The sequence below is a fragment of the Clostridium senegalense genome (assembly GCF_018916625.1).
Lineage (GTDB): Bacteria > Bacillota > Clostridia > Clostridiales > Clostridiaceae > Clostridium_J > Clostridium_J senegalense.
Genome location: NZ_JAHLNC010000003.1, coordinates 67,182 through 84,241 on the forward strand (window position 1 = coordinate 67,182; position 17,060 = coordinate 84,241).

At 28.1% G+C, this 17,060-nt stretch carries 16 protein-coding genes and 1 tRNA gene; 6 read left to right on the forward strand and 11 right to left on the reverse strand.

The genetic code is table 11. From position 1 onward, the window contains the following. The first annotated feature begins 12 nt into the window (after positions 1–12). The 3 genes from KQI36_RS07650 (at position 13) to KQI36_RS07660 (ending at position 3,308) form a co-directional block, all read left to right on the forward strand. Positions 13–1,398 (forward strand): L,D-transpeptidase family protein, encoded by a 1,386-nt coding sequence (locus KQI36_RS07650; RefSeq protein ID WP_216450417.1) that lies wholly within the window; start codon positions 13–15, stop codon positions 1,396–1,398. 301 nt (positions 1,399–1,699) lie between these two features. Then, positions 1,700–2,116 carry a hypothetical protein gene (locus KQI36_RS07655; protein WP_216450418.1) on the forward strand — a complete coding sequence of 139 codons (417 nt, stop codon included), beginning with the start codon at positions 1,700–1,702 and terminating at the stop codon, positions 2,114–2,116. Position 2,117: 1 nt separating this feature from the next. Beyond that, on the forward strand, positions 2,118–3,308 hold the full coding sequence (locus KQI36_RS07660; RefSeq protein WP_216450419.1) for a PLL family lectin: 1,191 nt from the start codon (positions 2,118–2,120) through the stop codon (positions 3,306–3,308). Positions 3,309–3,439: 131 nt separating this feature from the next. Here the strand turns inward: KQI36_RS07660 and KQI36_RS07665 are convergent, their stop codons facing one another. Beyond that, a complete protein-coding gene (locus tag KQI36_RS07665; protein WP_216450420.1) occupies positions 3,440–3,949 on the reverse strand; it encodes a GNAT family N-acetyltransferase in 510 nt (169 codons plus the stop codon). Between the two features lie 171 nt (positions 3,950–4,120). On the opposite strand from KQI36_RS07665, the gene KQI36_RS07670 reads away from it, so the two are divergent. Beyond that, entirely contained in the window at positions 4,121–4,426 is a 306-nt protein-coding gene (locus KQI36_RS07670; protein WP_010297796.1) for a hypothetical protein, read from the forward strand. A 1,342-nt stretch (positions 4,427–5,768) separates the two neighbouring features. On the opposite strand, the gene KQI36_RS07675 is transcribed toward KQI36_RS07670, so the two are convergent. From KQI36_RS07675 to KQI36_RS07695, 5 genes are all read right to left on the reverse strand, one after another. Next, the gene (locus KQI36_RS07675) at positions 5,769–6,215 is read right to left on the reverse strand and encodes a hypothetical protein (protein ID WP_216450421.1); all 447 of its coding nucleotides are present in this window, start codon (positions 6,213–6,215) and stop codon (positions 5,769–5,771) included. Positions 6,216–6,290: 75 nt separating this feature from the next. Further along, entirely contained in the window at positions 6,291–6,947 is a 657-nt protein-coding gene (locus KQI36_RS07680) for an HAD family hydrolase (RefSeq protein WP_216450422.1), read from the reverse strand. A gap of 154 nt (positions 6,948–7,101) precedes the next feature. After that, positions 7,102–8,445, reverse strand: a complete 1,344-nt coding sequence (locus KQI36_RS07685) for a [Fe-Fe] hydrogenase large subunit C-terminal domain-containing protein (protein ID WP_216450423.1) — start codon at positions 8,443–8,445, stop codon at positions 7,102–7,104. Positions 8,446–8,935: 490 nt separating this feature from the next. Next, a tRNA-Pro gene (locus tag KQI36_RS07690) sits at positions 8,936–9,011 on the reverse strand. An 88-nt stretch (positions 9,012–9,099) separates the two neighbouring features. Beyond that, the gene (locus tag KQI36_RS07695) at positions 9,100–9,414 is read right to left on the reverse strand and encodes a hypothetical protein (protein ID WP_216450424.1); all 315 of its coding nucleotides are present in this window, start codon (positions 9,412–9,414) and stop codon (positions 9,100–9,102) included. Positions 9,415–10,141: 727 nt separating this feature from the next. On the opposite strand from KQI36_RS07695, the gene KQI36_RS07700 reads away from it, so the two are divergent. Then, positions 10,142–11,020, forward strand: a complete 879-nt coding sequence (locus tag KQI36_RS07700; protein WP_216450425.1) for a CAP domain-containing protein — start codon at positions 10,142–10,144, stop codon at positions 11,018–11,020. 52 nt (positions 11,021–11,072) lie between these two features. Here KQI36_RS07700 and KQI36_RS07705 read toward each other — a convergent pair whose 3' ends face one another. The 5 genes from KQI36_RS07705 to KQI36_RS07725 form a co-directional block, all read right to left on the reverse strand. Next, positions 11,073–12,383 (reverse strand): Na+/H+ antiporter NhaC family protein, encoded by a 1,311-nt coding sequence (locus KQI36_RS07705; RefSeq protein WP_216450426.1) that lies wholly within the window; start codon positions 12,381–12,383, stop codon positions 11,073–11,075. Between the two features lie 212 nt (positions 12,384–12,595). Further along, the gene (locus KQI36_RS07710; protein WP_216450427.1) at positions 12,596–13,744 is read right to left on the reverse strand and encodes an ABC transporter permease; all 1,149 of its coding nucleotides are present in this window, start codon (positions 13,742–13,744) and stop codon (positions 12,596–12,598) included. After that, on the reverse strand, positions 13,744–14,865 hold the full coding sequence (locus tag KQI36_RS07715; RefSeq protein WP_216450428.1) for an ABC transporter permease: 1,122 nt from the start codon (positions 14,863–14,865) through the stop codon (positions 13,744–13,746). The genes KQI36_RS07710 and KQI36_RS07715 overlap by 1 nt, the downstream gene beginning before the upstream one ends. 9 nt (positions 14,866–14,874) lie before the next feature. Further along, positions 14,875–15,810 (reverse strand): ABC transporter ATP-binding protein, encoded by a 936-nt coding sequence (locus KQI36_RS07720; protein ID WP_216450429.1) that lies wholly within the window; start codon positions 15,808–15,810, stop codon positions 14,875–14,877. A 510-nt stretch (positions 15,811–16,320) separates the two neighbouring features. Then, positions 16,321–16,701 (reverse strand): hypothetical protein, encoded by a 381-nt coding sequence (locus KQI36_RS07725; RefSeq protein WP_216450430.1) that lies wholly within the window; start codon positions 16,699–16,701, stop codon positions 16,321–16,323. A gap of 219 nt (positions 16,702–16,920) precedes the next feature. Between KQI36_RS07725 and KQI36_RS17940 the strand changes: the two genes are divergently transcribed. Beyond that, complete coding sequence (locus KQI36_RS17940; protein WP_216450431.1) at positions 16,921–17,010, forward strand: BhlA/UviB family holin-like peptide; 90 nt, start codon at positions 16,921–16,923, stop codon at positions 17,008–17,010. The last annotated feature ends 50 nt before the right edge of the window (positions 17,011–17,060 follow it).

Here is a 17,060-nt window from a genome sequence, read left to right on the forward strand (position 1 = left end):
GGGGTAATTATTATGAAAATATTTAAAAGTAAACATAAAAAACTTGCGATAGGTACTTCTATTACTTTGGGAAGCTTTCTTATCATATATTTAGGTATATCAATATATTTCACCAACCATTTTTCTTTTGGAACCTCAATTAACTGTATTAATGTTGGAGGCAAAACGGTAAATGAGGTGAATAAAGAAATAACTTCTAACATTAAGAGCTATACCCTGGTATTAGAAGAGAGAGATGACGTTAAAGAAAAGCTTATCTGGAAGGATATTGGTTTAAAATATAATGGCCATGATAAGGTTGAAAGCTTAAAAGAGAATGAAAATCCTTTTTATTGGATTATTGGATTGTTTAATAAGAAAAAATTCAATATGCCTGAGATAATTTCTTTTGATGAGGAATTATTAGAAAAAGCTGTTAATAATCTTTCTTGCTTTAATGATAGTAATTTAGTTGAACCACAAAATGCTAGTCTTAAATATACAGAAAATGGTTATGAAATAGTAGAAAGTATTAGTGGTAATAAAGTGAATAAAGATCTTTTATATAATCATATAAAAAAAGCTATTTCTACAGGAGAAACTATAATAAATCTAGAATCAATTGATTGTTATGAAAAACCACAGTACACTTCAAGCTCTAAGGAAATTATTGATGCTAAGGATATACTTAATAAGTATGTATCTTCAAAAATTACTTACACCTTTGGAGAACATAAAGAAGTATTAGATGGCTCTAAAATTAATGATTGGCTTACGGTTGATAAAGATTTTAAAGTTGCAATTGATGAAGAATCAGTAAGAAATTATATAAACTCATTATCTCGTACCTATGATACTTATGGAGGCACAAGAAATTTTACTGCCTCATCAGGAACAGCAATAGCAGTTAGTGGTGGAAATTACGGATGGTTAATTGATAGTGATAAAGAATTGGAATACTTAATTGGAGCTATAAAAAAAGGAACTGTCACAACTAAGGAACCAGCATATGCACAAGTTGCCTTATATAGAGGAGATAATGATATAGGTAATACCTATGTAGAAATAAATCTTACAAAGCAACATTTATGGTTCTACAAAAATGGTAATCTTATTGTAGACGGAGATATAGTTACAGGCAATGCAAATAGTAAGTATTCAACACCACCAGGTACGTATCAGTTAGTTTATAAACAAAGGGATGCTACATTGACAGGTCCTAACTATGCAACACCGGTTGCCTTTTGGATGCCTTTCAATGGAGACATTGGAATTCACGATGCAACCTGGAGAGCAACCTTTGGCGGAAATATTTATAAATCAGATGGTTCTCATGGTTGTGTAAACGCACCATATAATTTAGCAGAATCAATATTTTCTAACATTGACGCTGGAGCACCTGTTATTTGTTATTTTTAACCAGTATAATAGATAAATTTAGAAACATGAATTTTATTTATTGTTGTTCTAACGTAAATAATTGCTTTAATGAACTAATAAATATTAATAAGAATTATAATAAAAATCAATCCACTATACAATATTAGATATAATATAGACTATATGATTTTTTGTATTATTAAAACTTATGAGCTTGATTTTCAAGCTCTTTTTTTTATGGAATAGTATCTTAATTATAGAGAATGATATATGTTATAACACATTGAATCAAAAACAAATATAACAAAAATTTCACTATACATGAAAGGCGTGAAAATGGATGAATAAAGTAGAAAATGAAAAAAGAAGAACAGAGCATTTATTAAAATCAAAATCACTTTATGAGGAATATTTGGATGAAAGTAATAACATTGATGAATATCATTATCTTGCAGAAGATCTAAAGCTAACAATTGATTACAAGTTAGGTAGTGATGCTAATGCTGATGATATTGAGATGTTAACGGTATATCAAAAAGAGATGTTAAAAGAAAAATTCATATTAGATGATAAATTTTTAAATAATCTTATATCTCCTGATGAATATGCTGAAAAAGTAAACCATTTAATGTCTCAATTCATAAATAAAAGTTCTAATCAATTAGGTGAAAAGAAATTTAAAATGTTATTCGATTTTAGTCCAATGGATGATATTAAAATAATTGATCCTAATATCCTAAAGAATGGAGTGATATAATATGAATTTTTTATTTGCCTATGCCCTTACAATGGGTGGTACTGGTTTAGAACACACTTATGTATCTAGCTCCGATGGTAAGGTATGGCGTTGCTTTGGAAGAAATAGTGGCGGAAGAATGATAGCAAATCATATAGGGAGCTCAAAACAAGCAGATATTATGTCAAAACCTAGTGAAACAAATGAGACTGGAATAAGATATGGTATAGATGGTGTATGTCATCAAGCAGCAAATAGGATACTTTATTTTACAAGTGAGGTTGTAGACAAAGCAGGCGGATATTCCGCTTCTAGAGCAATGTATGGAGTCTATGGAACAAATTATAAATATTCTAGCGATATATTTGTAACTAATAGGGATATAGCAATAAATATAGTAGATTGGAAGGATTGGGTAAAGCTTGGCGGTAAGTTAACATCTTCACCTGCCGCGTATTTTTATGATTTTGGTAGATTGGATGTTTTCTATAGAGGAGAAGATAATTCTCTTAGATATAGATACTGGAAAGATTCATGGAGTAGTGAGACAAATTTAGGAGGTAAACTAGCCTCAGACCCAGCCGTAGTTTCATGGGGAGTGAACAGACTTGACTTATTTTATAAAGGTGAAGATAACGCTCTAAAACATAGATGGTGGAATGGTTCTTCCTGGAGTAATGAAGAAAATCTTGGTGGAACCTTAACTTCTGCACCTACGGTATCATCATGGGATATTGGCCGATTAGATGTGTTTTATAAAGGCTCTGATAATGGGCTTATGCATAAATGGTGGAATGGTTCTTCTTGGAGTAATGAAGAAAACCTTGGTGGAAATTTAACATCAGATCCTTCAGCAGTTTCTTGGGATAGAAATAGAATAGATGTATTTTATAGAAATCAAAATAATTTGCTTATACATAAATTTTGGAATGGCTCTTCTTGGAGTAATGAAGAAAATCTTGGGATAAGAATATCGTCTTCACCATCAGCAGCATCATGGAAACAAAAGAATTTATGCGTCTTTTATAAAGGTGATGATAATGCACTTTATTATATGCAATGGGCTGGAATTTGGACCAATAGCATAAAAATAGGAGGAGGACTAAAGTTTAAACCTTCAGCTGTTTGTAGTGAAAAAAATAGAAGTAGAATAGATGTATTTGTTTGTGGCACTGATGATAATCTATATCAAATATCCACTTATTATAAATAAAAAGAACCATAAAATATTTATTAAATAGAAGTTTAAAGCACTAATTTTTATAAGATTAGTGCTTTTTCTTTGCCTTAAAATTTTATATCCAAATCAAAAATACACTCTCGATAAATATGATTTTATATAAATTAGTTAAGTTCTTCAGATAAATTTTTAAGAGCTTCCCCTTGTACTCTATATACTGTCCATTCATCCATTGGTATTGCACCCATTTTCTTATAGAATTTTATTGATGATTCATTCCAATCAAGACACCACCAATCTAATCTTCCACAGTTACGTTCTACAGCAATTCTACCTAATGCTGAAAGTAGGCATTTTCCTAATCCTAAGCCCCTCATTTCTGGTCTTATGTATAAATCTTCTAGATATAAATTAGCTCTACCTAAGAAAGTAGAAAAATTGTGGAAAAATAGCGCAAATCCAACTGGCTCATTATTATATTCCCCGATAATAACTTCAGCCTGTTTTCTTACGAATAAAGATTCATATAAAATCTCTTCTGTTGCAACTACTTCATGTAGTAATTTTTCATAATTTGCTAATTCTTTTATAAAATCAAGAATTAACTTATTATCCTTTTCTGTTGCAAACCTTATTTTAAAATTAGGTATTTTAGTTTCTAAATAATTGTTCATAACGTACCCCCATTTTTTTATATTTTTTAGTCTATATAATAAACATTAGTTTCTTTCATATAATTTTACAAGTAGTTACTACTAATTTATTTATGTTAAAACATTAATTTTATATTATTGAACTGAAAATGATAATATAATTATATAAAGTATTCATATTAGGAGGTTATTATGGTACAATGTCCAAATTGTAAAAATAAAATACCCTTTAAAAAAGTATTGTTTTTAACATCTTTTAATAGGATTCAATGTAAATCTTGTGGAAAATATCTTGTTTGCAACCAATTACGTGGTAGTTTATTTGGAGGAATTGGTGGTGGAGTTGGAGCTTTAGTACTTTTATATGCACTTAAAAGTTTCTTAAGTAAAACATTTGGAATTAAAAATATTGTTTTAATAATACTTTGGATAGTTTCATTAGTCATTGTATCTTATTATTTTACAAAACTTGAATTAGACGAGTATAATTTTCTCTAATTTATATATCTATCACAAAAGGGAGTTTGTTAGTTAAAAGTTAATAATTAATAGTTATGGTTATTACTATTCGCTTTGCTCCTAGTAATACTAAACGTACTTTTTTAAATCAGTTTCAGAAAGTTGTTACCACTTTCATCCTAAGTTCTTAATTAATAATTCTTAATCCTTAATTTTTTTAATTGTCAATTGTCCTTTGTCCTTTGTCAATTTTTCAAAACTTTCTACATCAACTAAATAAGCAACTATACCACGTTATACCTCCATCACAAATGGGACAGGCACGGTAAGTTTATTTTCTTTGTTAACACTTGATACTCTTCTAACTTTATACTTATATCTAAAAATTCAAAGCCAGTCCCGAACAACTACGCTACATAGTAGCTACCTGGGACTGGCTAACTTTTTTTATTTATGGCAATTAAAATTAAAGAGCTACTATCTATTTTATAGAACTATATTAGTCGTGCCTGTCCCATTTGTTACGGCTGTACATTTTGAATATAATTTTAGTTTGTTTTGTCTCTAAACCTCAATTTTTACTCCCTTAAGTTGAAAGAAACTGGACTAATCCAGTTTCCTCATTAATTTTTAACTATTTAAAATCGTATTCCCGTAACAAGACAAGTAAAGAACCAGTACCTACTACATTAACTTTAGCAAAGTACCTAAACAAGCAATTCATCAAAGTTCTACCTCCTTAACAAGAGGGACAGACGCGTTTGGGGCTAATTTAATATACTTTAGTTTTGATGCTTTTATTGATTTTTGTTTTTCTACAATACTGCTCGAAGTCGGTCCCAACACCTTAGTTTTAGCAAAATACCTAAACAATCAAGTCCTTACAGTATTAGCTCCATCACAAGAGGGACAGGTTCACTTACGGCTATTTTCTTCGCTTAAACTGTAGATTCCACAATTGCTCTATTTCCACAATAAAATAAGCAAAGAACCAGTACCACTATTTTAGTTTTAGTAAAACTTTTAAAAAAGTCTTATGAAGTTATATTTTATTTTCATGACCTGACCCCAAGGACGGGGGCAGCGACTGCCTAGACAGGACGTCGATTCAGCCGTTTAGTCTTGAAAATTAAATAATAAATTCATTAGAGTTTCTTTTCCATTTTTCTAAATAGCGCTTTAAATTTTCACTTACCCTAAACCAATATTTTAAAATTACAAATAAACTTATCAACAATCTAAATTAAAATTTCAATAAATTGTTGATAAGTTTGTGTTTTTATATTTTATTTGTGTATAACTTTTATTTTTTCCACAGAAAAAACAGAGCAATTTTGCTCTGTTTTAATTTACGGATATAAATATTTATTAATTTATTTGATTATGCTTTATATGAATATATATTATTTTCAACTACTTGTAAGGTTTTTATATCTTTTTCTTTTATGAACCCTTTAGTATTCTTATTTTCTCCTGGGATTATAACTTTTACTTCATACCATATTATGTTATAAACTTCACAGCAATCTAATATTTCTAAATTAGTGTCTTTTTCTAAATCTCTTAATTTAGGCATATTTATAATTGGAGCAATGTATAGCTCTGTTTTGTTTATAGTTTTTCCATGATATGAGCTTATAGGAATATATGATACTTCAACACTACCACTTTCCTTTTCAAACGCCTTTAGTTTACCTTTAAGTTCGTTATTTATTTTAGCTAAAACCCTTAATCTAGTACTTTCTTTATTTAGCTTTAACGTAAGATTATATGAATAAATTATTAGTCCCCCAAATGAAATTAAAGCTAACAATAAAATAAATCTCAATATTCCTGCCCCCTAATAAATATTACTATAATATGTAATTTATTATATGTATACTTATTAAGGTTTATGCTTTTGCTATTTTATTTTTTCTATAAGCTCATTATATTCAGCTATAAATATATCAACTAGCTTTTTCATTTCTTCATGATCTTTTAAAGAATGTTCATCATGAACACCTACAACTTTCATATTAGCAGCTTTTGCACCTTTTACTGCTGGAAGTATATCTTCAAATACTAAACATTCCTCAGGTTTTACTCCTAATCTTTCTGCAGTTAAAAGATATACGTCAGGAAAGTCTTTTCCTCTACTAACCTCATTTGTTGTAGTTATAACATCAAAATATTCATAAATACCATTGGCTTTTAAGCAAGCTTCTAGAAGGCTTGTACTATTACTAGTTGCCAATGCTATCTTTATGTTATTTTCCTTTAATATCTTAAAAAATTCCTCTACTCCACACTTAAGCTTTACGTTTGTTTCATACTCTGTATAAGCCATATCATTCCAGTGCTTTTTTATTTCTTCTACTGTATAAGGAAGTTCAAATTTATCTTTAAAGTATATAGCTACTTCATTATAACTTAAATGTGCTATATCATCTTTTAAGTTTTCTGGTTTTTCTAATTTATGGTCTCCTAAGTAATCTATATCAATTTTATCCCATACCCACATAGAATCTACAATAGTTCCATCCATATCAAATATTGCCGCTTTTATATTAGTTAACATAACGCTCACCTCTTTAGTTTATAAATTATTTTTATCTATTAATGATTAATTTATTAATAAACATATATTCAGTATATCAGAAAAGAAGAGAGTCTTAAAATAGTTTTTATCCTTAAGACTCTCTTTACTCTTTACACTTTAAAGGGCAATATGGTTATTTATTAAAACTTCTATGAAATATATTGGTTTTATCATGATTTAAAAAGTCTTTTAGAACCTTTATATCTAAATCCTTTAATATCTCTTGCATTTTTTCACTTTGAGTTGCTACTTTAAACTCTGCATTTTCAGCACATTCGTTTACCATTTTTGTTCCTTCTTCCATTTTCAAAATGGCTTTTGGTCCACCTACACATCCTCCAACGCAACCCATACCTTCTATAAAATTACCCTGTATTTCTCCACTGATTACCTTGTTTAATAGAGCTTTACATTCCTTAACCCCATTACCCTGTACTTCTGTAAGATTTTCATATTTGTTAGGGAATAATAGCTCTACTGCCTCTTTTATAGCAATAGATACACCACCGGTTCTTGCGTAAAGTCTTCCACCTCTTGAAGCATATTCTATTGTTGGAGTTTCAGAAAGTTTAGATGGGTCCACATCTAAAGCATCAAAAATTTCTTGTACTTCTTGGAATGTTAACACAAAATCGATATCTCCCAATAAATCTGGTTCTTTTGCTTCAGATTTTTTTGCTATACATGGCCCTACAAAAACTACTTTAACATCTGGATTCAATTTTTTCATTACTCTTCCTGCTGCTATCATTGGAGACACTGATGGAGAAACATGTTTTATCAAATCTCCATATACTTTTTTAATCATTGCTACCCACATAGGACAACAACAAGATGTTATCATAAAGTCATCTTCATTTTTTACCATTGCATCAAACTCTACTGCTTCTTTTAAAGTTAACATATCTGCAAAAAATGCTACTTCTACCATGTCTGTAAATCCTATATTTTTAAAAGCAGTTCTCATTTTATTTAAATTAGCACCATTAAATTGATTTGCTATAGCTGGTGCAACTGCTGCTATAACAGGTTTATCACTATTTATAAGTTCAAATAATGGTAAAAACTGAACTTTATCAACTATATTACCACTTTTACAAGCATCAACACACTTACCACAATCAGTACAACGCTCTACATCAATATATCTTCCTGTGTTTTCTTCATTCATCAAAATTGCATCAAATGGACAAGAAGCTTCACAAGCACCTTCCCCCTGCGCACAGCTTTCACAGGTACTGTTTATCTTAATTACTATCTTTTCTTTACCTGTATATTTTTTTATTCCTTCCTTTAATTTTTCTGCAAAGTCCTCACTATATCCTAAATCAACACCACATAAACTTGATAATTGTCTACATAATTTTTCTTTATCTTCATTTTCATTTTCTAATAGTTCGTTTATTTTTGTCTCAAAAACACCATTTTTATAAGCTAACATTAAATCCTTAAAATATTCACTATAATTCCTATTCATAACAGTTCTCAGCCCCTTTTATTTGTTATTTATCTTTAAATATAACATAAATTACTTTTTAGTTAATCACTATTTAGTTTTTACATTTACTGCCCTTTTATACCTAGATGTATATAACACCTATATATATGTTTAATTATATAGAAAAACAAGCTCATATTTAAGATTATTCATCAAATCTTTGTTACCAGTTGATAAAAAGTAAGTACAAATATAGTTAATTAAGAATTACTAGGAACGAAGTTAGTAGTGATAACCATAACTATTCACTCTTAACTTTTAACTAAAATAAGCTGTTAGTTATTTATAAAATATTAATTTGAGTTTTCTCATTTGATAAATGAATAAGTTTAAAATTTAATTTGGAACCCTATAAATAAAAAAAACCTTAACAAAAAGTGACCAAAATTGTGATCACTTCCTGTTAAGGTTAATTATTCATTTATTATTTATTTTATAAATAAAAAGAGAGTTGCCTATGCAACTCTCTTGGTCGGGGTGACAGGGATTGAACCTGCGACCTCATGGTCCCAAACCACGCGCGCTCCCATCTGCGCCACACCCCGGCGACAAGATTTATTATAGTACAAACCTTTTTTTGTGTCAACATTTTTTTTAAATTTTTTTCATTTTTTTAATGTTATTTTGAAAATCTTATAAAAAACTAGCTTTATCCATTATTACTAAAGCACCACCCCATAGAACTAAAATTAAAGATAATATATTAATAGTTAAATAAACTTTGCTTTTAATGGTCTTAATTTCCTCATTAATATATTTAGTTATACTTTCAATTAATTCAATAACTCCAATTGTCATAAGAATAGCTAACACTATGCAATATATATAAATTAATAATCTATTGCTATTATACTCATCAATTCTACCACCTACAATATCAATAATTAAAATCAAAATCATTGTTGCCATTGGTTTTATATTACTATTTTTATTACATATCTTCTCCATAATAACTCCCCCAGTATTTTTAAACCTAGTTCTGCTAACAAAATCTAAGTAAGCAATAAATTATGGTCTTAGCTCCATCACAAATGGGACAGGCACGGTAAATTTATTTACTTCGCTTAAAATTAGATGCTCTTCTAGTTTTGCACTTCTTAGCTAATAAATCAAAGCCAGTCCCCAACAATTCAAAAGAAAGTGGTTGCCACTTTCATCCTAAACTCTTAACTGTTAACTGTTAACTGTTAACTATTAACTATTTCTCCCCTCTAATTTTATAATTCTACCTAAAATTTCAAAGCCAATCCCAACAACTATGTTAAAGTCTAATTTCAACACAAACTCTTAATTAAATTTCCACTTTGTATCAATTCGCCTTACCCCTTTTTAAATCCTTTTTTAAATCAAATATGTAACTAAAAGTAAATTTTCATCATCTAAGTTTATTGGTTATGTTTCTATATTATTCATGTTTTACCTTTTTTAACACATTTGCTGTAAACTTAGTAATCCCAACTAGTTTACTATGATTATTCAAATTTCTGTTTTTTCTGCTTATTTGTAAAGTTATCCATCATTGCCTTTTCATACGTTTACGTGAAATAGTTCCCTGTGTACAGGCTTTCCTTTTTATTCTATACTTTACTCATTAAATAGGACTCACAACATAATGTGAATAAAATCCAAAAATAAATATCATATTGTCCTATTAGTCACAGGGGGAGTGAACAACATGAAATTTAAAATAATAAGTATTTTATTATCGGCATCATTATGCACGGGACTAGGAATTAAATATGCCCATACAGATAATGATGTAATAAACGATACGAAAACCGCTATTAAAGAAACTATTTCTAAAGATACAGAAAAGAAAACACCTGAAATACAAGGTACTAGTAGTAACAACTCAAAAGATACTACTGAACCTACTAAAGTAGATACTAACAATTCTACTGCTTTAAATAACAATTCTTCAAATAGCAATTCAACTGGAACTACTACAACACCAGCTGATAATAGTAAACCTGATGTTAAACCACCTACAAATAATGAATCAGGAAATAAAGAAGAATCCGTTCCAACACCGGAACCTACACCTACTCCAGAAGAAACACCATCAGAAGATAATTCTAACTATGAAAGCGCATCAAATAGTAATCCTAGTGGATTGCCTAGCATACCTAAAAACTATTCAGTTGAATACTTAACAGCTGTTGAAAATAGAGTTTTAGAACTTTGTAATGTAGAGCGTCAAAAAGCAGGATTATCTCCATTATCAATGGACGAAACTATGAGAAGTGCTGCTAGATATAAAGCAGAAGAAATGCTTCAATACGGATATTTTGATCATACTTCACCTTATACCGGAGGCCCCTTCGATTTATTAAATAAATTTGGAGTTAGCTACGGTACTGCTGGTGAAAACATTCAAACTAGTACAGGCTATGATAAAGCATCAGTTACTGCTGAATATCTTGTAAACAATTGGATGAACTCTGCAGGTCATAGAGCAAACATATTAAATGGAAGTTTTAATAGAATGGGTATAGGTGTTGTATTTTCTCCTAACGGAAATATTGCTTATGAATCACAATTATTTGCAGATTAAGGTATATTAAAAAAGGATGTCTAAACTTTAGACATCCTTTTTTTCTTTAGGCCTATACTGCCTTTTCTTCGGTCAATACTTTATTATCCTTTTTACTACCTTTTACTCCCAAAATAAAGATTATAGTAAATACACCCATTACCACAGGATAATATGTATATTTTAATATAGCAAATGGTGATAGTGCTGATAATGCCGCTGCTGACAATAATTGTGCTCCATAAGGTATTAAACTTTGTATAACACAAGAAAATACATCTAAAAGCGTTGCCACCCTGCTAGAATCTAAATCATATGTTTCTGATATTTCTTTTGCCATAGGTCCAACAGTAACTATAGATATAGTATTGTTGGCTGTAAATAAATTTACTATACTTACTAAAATAGCAATACCTAGTTCTGCGCCTCTTTTTGACTTTATCTTAGATGCTATAAAAGAAATTATAAATTCAATTCCACCATTATCTTTTATGATTTCAACTATACCACCAATAAGTATAGACACTATTATAAGTTCTCCCATATTTAAAGCTCCAGTTGCTATAGAATCAACTAACAATTTCAAAGTCATATCTTTAGTTATAAATCCTATTACTGCTGACATTACAACTCCACCAGTTAATACAGTTATTACATTTACACCCATAAGTGCTGATGCTAATACAAATATATATGGAATTACCTTAATAATTTGATATTCATATACCCCACCTATATTTGCAGTTTTACCAAGAGTAAGTATAACTAATATAGCCATAGTTACAATTGCTGATGGAAGGGTTATTTTAAAATTCTCCTTGAACTTGTCCTTTAAATCTGCATTTTGAGTCTTAGCTGCAGCTATTGTAGTATCTGATATCATAGATAAATTATCGCCTAATATAGATGCTCCTACAACTGCACCAACAATTAATCCAAGTGATATTCCAGTTTTCTCACTTATTCCTAATGCTATTGGCACAAAAGCTGCTATAGTTCCCATTGAAGTACCTATTGAAGTAGATATGAATCCTGCCATTAAGAAAATTCCTGGAACTAATAAAAATGATGGTAAAAAATTTATACCTAAGTTAACAGTAGATTCTACAGCACCCATTGATTTTGCTGTTTCCCCAAAAGCTCCTGCTAATATAAATATTAAACACATCATTATTATGTCTGGATTGCCTCCACCTTTGCAAAAACTAATTACCTTATCATCAAAGGTTCGTTCTCTGTTTTGTATTAATGCAACTATTGAAGCTATTAAAAATGGTACAACTACCGAAATAGCATAAAAATCTTTTAGTATTATAGCTACTCCAAAGTATATAACTATAAAAACTAAAAGTGGCATTAATGCAATTATTGATTTTTTCTTCATAATAATCCCCTCTCCCAATTCCACTTTTTACTTTTATTTACCGTAAAATAATTATTTTTTTACAATAAATTAAGAGGGCATAACATCCCCTCTTAATTTATTGTAAACATAATAATACCTTTTTCTACAATTATTGTAAAAACCTATAGATATTTAAATATCTATAGGTTTTATATTAATGAAATTACTAAATTAAGTTTATAAGTGAGTACCTAATTATAATCTTTATATATTTTTTCAGTTTTTGATGTTTTATATGCTGACATTGTAAAAAATGCTAAAGCAAATAATATCATTATAAATAAGTTTATTATTATATCATTAAAAGGCACACCTTGCTGTAAATCTAATATTGAATCCATTGCCCATCTTGTAGGTGTAAAATAGGATATTTTATTTATAAAATTAGGGAATAAACTTACAGGAACAAAGCATCCACCTATCATTAGAAAAGTTATAATTACTATATTAGAAAGCATACTTGCTTCCTGTCTAGTTTCTGTTATTGATATGCAGAATGTTCCCAGTGACACAGCTATTAATGTTACTAATAATAATATTATTCCTAACTGATAATAGTACATGCCTATTTCTAATTTCATAATGTATTTTAATCCTATTAATGATAATATAACCTGTATTAATATACTAAAAAAACTAGATAATATATTCGCTAAATAATATTGTGAACTTTTAATATCTGCTACAAATATCCTTGTGTACATATTTTTTTGCTTATCTGAATTTATCAATTCCGCTCCAGACATTGCTCTAAAAAACATGAACATTATTAAAAATCCCAAAAATACTTGTGTTTTTACATAATTACCTTTTAAATCATTTAAATTAAGCTTCTCTATCTTGATAGTTCCATTACTGTAATTTTCTAAAGCTTTAATATAACCATCATAATTTTTATCACTAGCTATTGCTAAGTCTTTAAGATTTTTAATCTCTAAGTTTAATGAAGTCTTAATACCTTTGTTCAAATTTCCCATTTCATTTTCTTTAATATCTATATATGGTTTTTCTCCACTTAATAATTTATTTTCAAAGCCTTTAGGTATAGTTATAGCAATATCTATGTCCCCTTGTGCAAATGAATTCTCTATATTAATATCACTATCTTCTTCAACATTTAACCCTTCATTATTTTTTATAGTAGATAGTATAGTCAAAGAACTTTTCGTATTATCTTCGTCTTTAACTACTGCATTCATATAACCAGACCCTGTACTAATATATTTTGATATGATTAATAAAATAATAATCGGAGCTATTGTAGTTATAATAAAAGTCCCTTTATTTTTTAAAATTAAAATCCTTAAGTTATTTTTAAATAGAGCCCAAACTTTTTTCATTACTCCACACTCTCCTTTTTAACAAAAACAGTTAATAAAACTAATGCTATTATTGTTATACCTAAATTTAAAGCAACTGATATTGTTATTATAGAATTATCATGCAGATATATCATTCTGAAAAAACCTCTATTTATCCATCTTAATGGTGATATATTGGTAGCTATTTGCATTACCGTTGGTAATTTATCTGGGAAGGCCAGATAGCTTCCGCCTAAAAAGCTCATTACAGGAAATATTACACGGTCTATAAATGCAGAAGCATTACCATTGTCTTTAAATATTACACCTAAAAAAGTTCCCATTGTAACTACCATTAAATTTAAAGAAAGTAATATTAAAAATGATATTATTAAATTATTTCCCCAATTAGTTTTTAACACAAATATTGAAAATAAATATCCTGGTAATGTTATTATTATTGAAAGCATAAAATTTCCTATAATATTTGCAAGATAATACTTTTCTATTGAAAATTTTGTTAAAAGTATTCTATCTTTAACAGATAATCTATCATCCCTTTGTATACCATATAATGAGAAGAATAATATATACATGCTCATTAACGTCAATTCTGCTATTCCATAATAATCAAAGGATGTAGGACTTTGTGTTTTTTCTATCTTTTCAACATTTATATAATCCTCTTCTAATTTGTCATTTATAATATTTATAGCATTTTCATCATTTATTTTATAAACTTCTGTTATTGCATTAAATCTATTGCTAACTATCTTAAATAATCCACTTACAATTCCTGATTCTATTTTATTTTTTTCATTTGAATATATTTTTATGGTATTTCCATCTAAATAAATAAAGCTTCCTCTTGATTTCCTAACTATATCTTTCCCTTTATCTATACTATCTGTTTTTTCAAAATAAATTATTTCAGTTTTATTATTCTTTATTATTTCATCTAAAAGTTGATTACTTTCTTTGCTACCATTATCATTATTATAATAAACAGTAAAATTTTCTATTTGATTGCTAGTGTCAAATTGATTTATTAAAACAAATCCTATTAGTGTCATTAAAAATATTGGGAATAGCATATTAAATAATAAATTTTTCGGGTATCTAATATGTCCTAAAAAAATCCTTTTTATAATTTTAAACATATAAATCACCTACTCTCTTAAACGTCTTCCAGTTAAACTTAAAAACACTGTTTCTAGATTTATATCTTCATAACCAATATCCCTTATTTCAATTTTATTTGTTATAAAATAGTTTATTATTTTATCTAAATTATTTATTTCCTTTTCAGTATTTATAGTTATTTCATTTTCATCTATAATTACGTCAGTAACACCTTTTATATTTTTAATTTCTTTTTCATTTATGGTTTCAAAATTATCAATTCTAAGAATTAAACTTTTTTTATCTGAAACTATACTTTTCAATTCTTCCTTACTTCCTTCAACAATAACCTTCCCATTATCCATAATGGCTATCTTGCTACATATCTCTTCTACCTCTTCCATATAGTGAGTGGTATATATTACTGTGGTTCCTTTTTCATTTAACTTTTTAACTGATTGTAATATATGATTTCTTGATTGTGGATCTATTCCTACAGTAGGTTCATCCATAATAACTATCTTAGGATTATGAACAATTCCACAGGCTATATTTAACCTTCTTAACATACCTCCAGAAAAATCTGATGCCCTTTTGTCTTTCATATCTAAAAGACCTGTAAACTCTAAAGCTTTTTTTACACATTCCTCTAGTTCATTCCCTTTTAATCCATAAAGACTACCAAAAAATTTTACATTTTCATAAGCACTATATTCATTGTAAAGAGCTACTTGTTGTGGCACTAAACCTAAATATTTTCTTGCAGATTTATCTTTAATACTTAACGTTTCTCCTAAAATTTTAATTTCTCCGTAAGATGAATTTAAAATCCCACATATTATATTTATAGTTGTACTTTTTCCTGCCCCATTGGGACCTAAAAGCCCATATATTTCTCCTTCTTCAATAGATAGTGAAATATTATCTACTGCTAAAAAATCTTTATATCTTTTAGTTAGGTTTTGTATTTCTATAGCTTTCATATATAAACACTCCTTATATTCGCTCAATCATTATCTTCTTAATTCTATTGTATAGAAAAACCTTCTCCAAATAACGTGGAGAAGGTCATAATCTTTATGTGACTTTAGTCATATTGTTAAAGTATTTACGCTTTTCTAGTTAAGAGTTGTAATGCTTTGCTAGTTAAAAGTTAAGAGTGAATAGTTAATAGTTGTGGTTATTACTTTAAACTCTTAATTATTAATTTTTAATACAAAAATGCTACTCTTAATAAAGGTAGTATTCAATATAGATTTCATACTCAAAATGATAATTGGGCACCTTGGGTAAGTGATAGAAGTGATTATGCTGGTATTTTGGGTACTAATATAGATAGTCTACAAATAAAAATTAGTGGATTATCTGGATACAATGTTAGATACAGGGCATATGTAAGTGGAAGATGACTTCCATGGGTAGTTGGCTTGAATAATTATGCTAGTATCTTTGGTCAAACAATTGAAGCTATACAAGTTGAGATAGTTTTTTTATTAAAAATATTCTTTGTATTTTTCTATACTTTGTATTTCATCAATATATTTAAGTCTTTTAGGTAAAAAGCTATTTACATATAATACTATTTTTTCTTTATTTATATTTTCTAATTCAAAATAAACAATTCTAGTATTATCTTCTACACAACCATCTATCCTATTTATAATTACATCTTGATTATAGATATTTTCTAAATAATCTTTAATAGATTTTTCTATTGGTTTTGAAAAACTATTATTTATTAAACATGTATCCTTTAGTTCATTAATTATAACTATGATTCCTATAATTGAAATTATTATAAATATAGACTTAATAAACCTAATACAATTACAGAAGTTGAGTTGACTGATACATTTAACAATGATACTGTGCATATCAAGACACTGAATTTAATGTATATTTAAATCAACTTGTAAATTCAAAAACTGTCACAAAAAACAAAAACATATACTCTTTGAAAAATACTTTAATCAATCTACAGATAAAGAAATGTCAATGGATGTTAGTATGCCTAGACAAGCTGTAAATAAAATTTATAACTTAACTGTAAAAAAATCAAAGAATTATTTTAATTAAACGTAAGGAATAACAATATGAATGATGAAATACTAAAAGTTGCTTTATCACAAGGTATCTGGGCTATACTAAGTGTATTTTTAATATTTTACATATTAAAGACATAAGAAAAAACGGACTTTAAACAAGAAGAAAGAGAAAAAATTATCAAAATATA

Coding starts and splice junctions, on each gene's coding strand:
- KQI36_RS07650 (WP_216450417.1), top strand. CDS start 13: ATGAAAATATTTAAAAGTAAACATAAAAAACTTGCGATAGGTACTTCT.
- KQI36_RS07655 (WP_216450418.1), top strand. CDS start 1,700: ATGAATAAAGTAGAAAATGAAAAAAGAAGAACAGAGCATTTATTAAAA.
- KQI36_RS07660 (WP_216450419.1), top strand. CDS start 2,118: ATGAATTTTTTATTTGCCTATGCCCTTACAATGGGTGGTACTGGTTTA.
- KQI36_RS07665 (WP_216450420.1), bottom strand. CDS start 3,949: ATGAACAATTATTTAGAAACTAAAATACCTAATTTTAAAATAAGGTTT.
- KQI36_RS07670 (WP_010297796.1), top strand. CDS start 4,121: ATGGTACAATGTCCAAATTGTAAAAATAAAATACCCTTTAAAAAAGTA.
- KQI36_RS07680 (WP_216450422.1), bottom strand. CDS start 6,947: ATGTTAACTAATATAAAAGCGGCAATATTTGATATGGATGGAACTATT.
- KQI36_RS07685 (WP_216450423.1), bottom strand. CDS start 8,445: ATGAATAGGAATTATAGTGAATATTTTAAGGATTTAATGTTAGCTTAT.
- KQI36_RS07695 (WP_216450424.1), bottom strand. CDS start 9,414: ATGGAGAAGATATGTAATAAAAATAGTAATATAAAACCAATGGCAACA.
- KQI36_RS07700 (WP_216450425.1), top strand. CDS start 10,142: ATGAAATTTAAAATAATAAGTATTTTATTATCGGCATCATTATGCACG.
- KQI36_RS07705 (WP_216450426.1), bottom strand. CDS start 12,383: ATGAAGAAAAAATCAATAATTGCATTAATGCCACTTTTAGTTTTTATA.
- KQI36_RS07710 (WP_216450427.1), bottom strand. CDS start 13,744: ATGAAAAAAGTTTGGGCTCTATTTAAAAATAACTTAAGGATTTTAATT.
- KQI36_RS07715 (WP_216450428.1), bottom strand. CDS start 14,865: ATGTTTAAAATTATAAAAAGGATTTTTTTAGGACATATTAGATACCCG.
- KQI36_RS07720 (WP_216450429.1), bottom strand. CDS start 15,810: ATGAAAGCTATAGAAATACAAAACCTAACTAAAAGATATAAAGATTTT.
- KQI36_RS07725 (WP_216450430.1), bottom strand. CDS start 16,701: ATGCACAGTATCATTGTTAAATGTATCAGTCAACTCAACTTCTGTAAT.
- KQI36_RS17940 (WP_216450431.1), top strand. CDS start 16,921: ATGAATGATGAAATACTAAAAGTTGCTTTATCACAAGGTATCTGGGCT.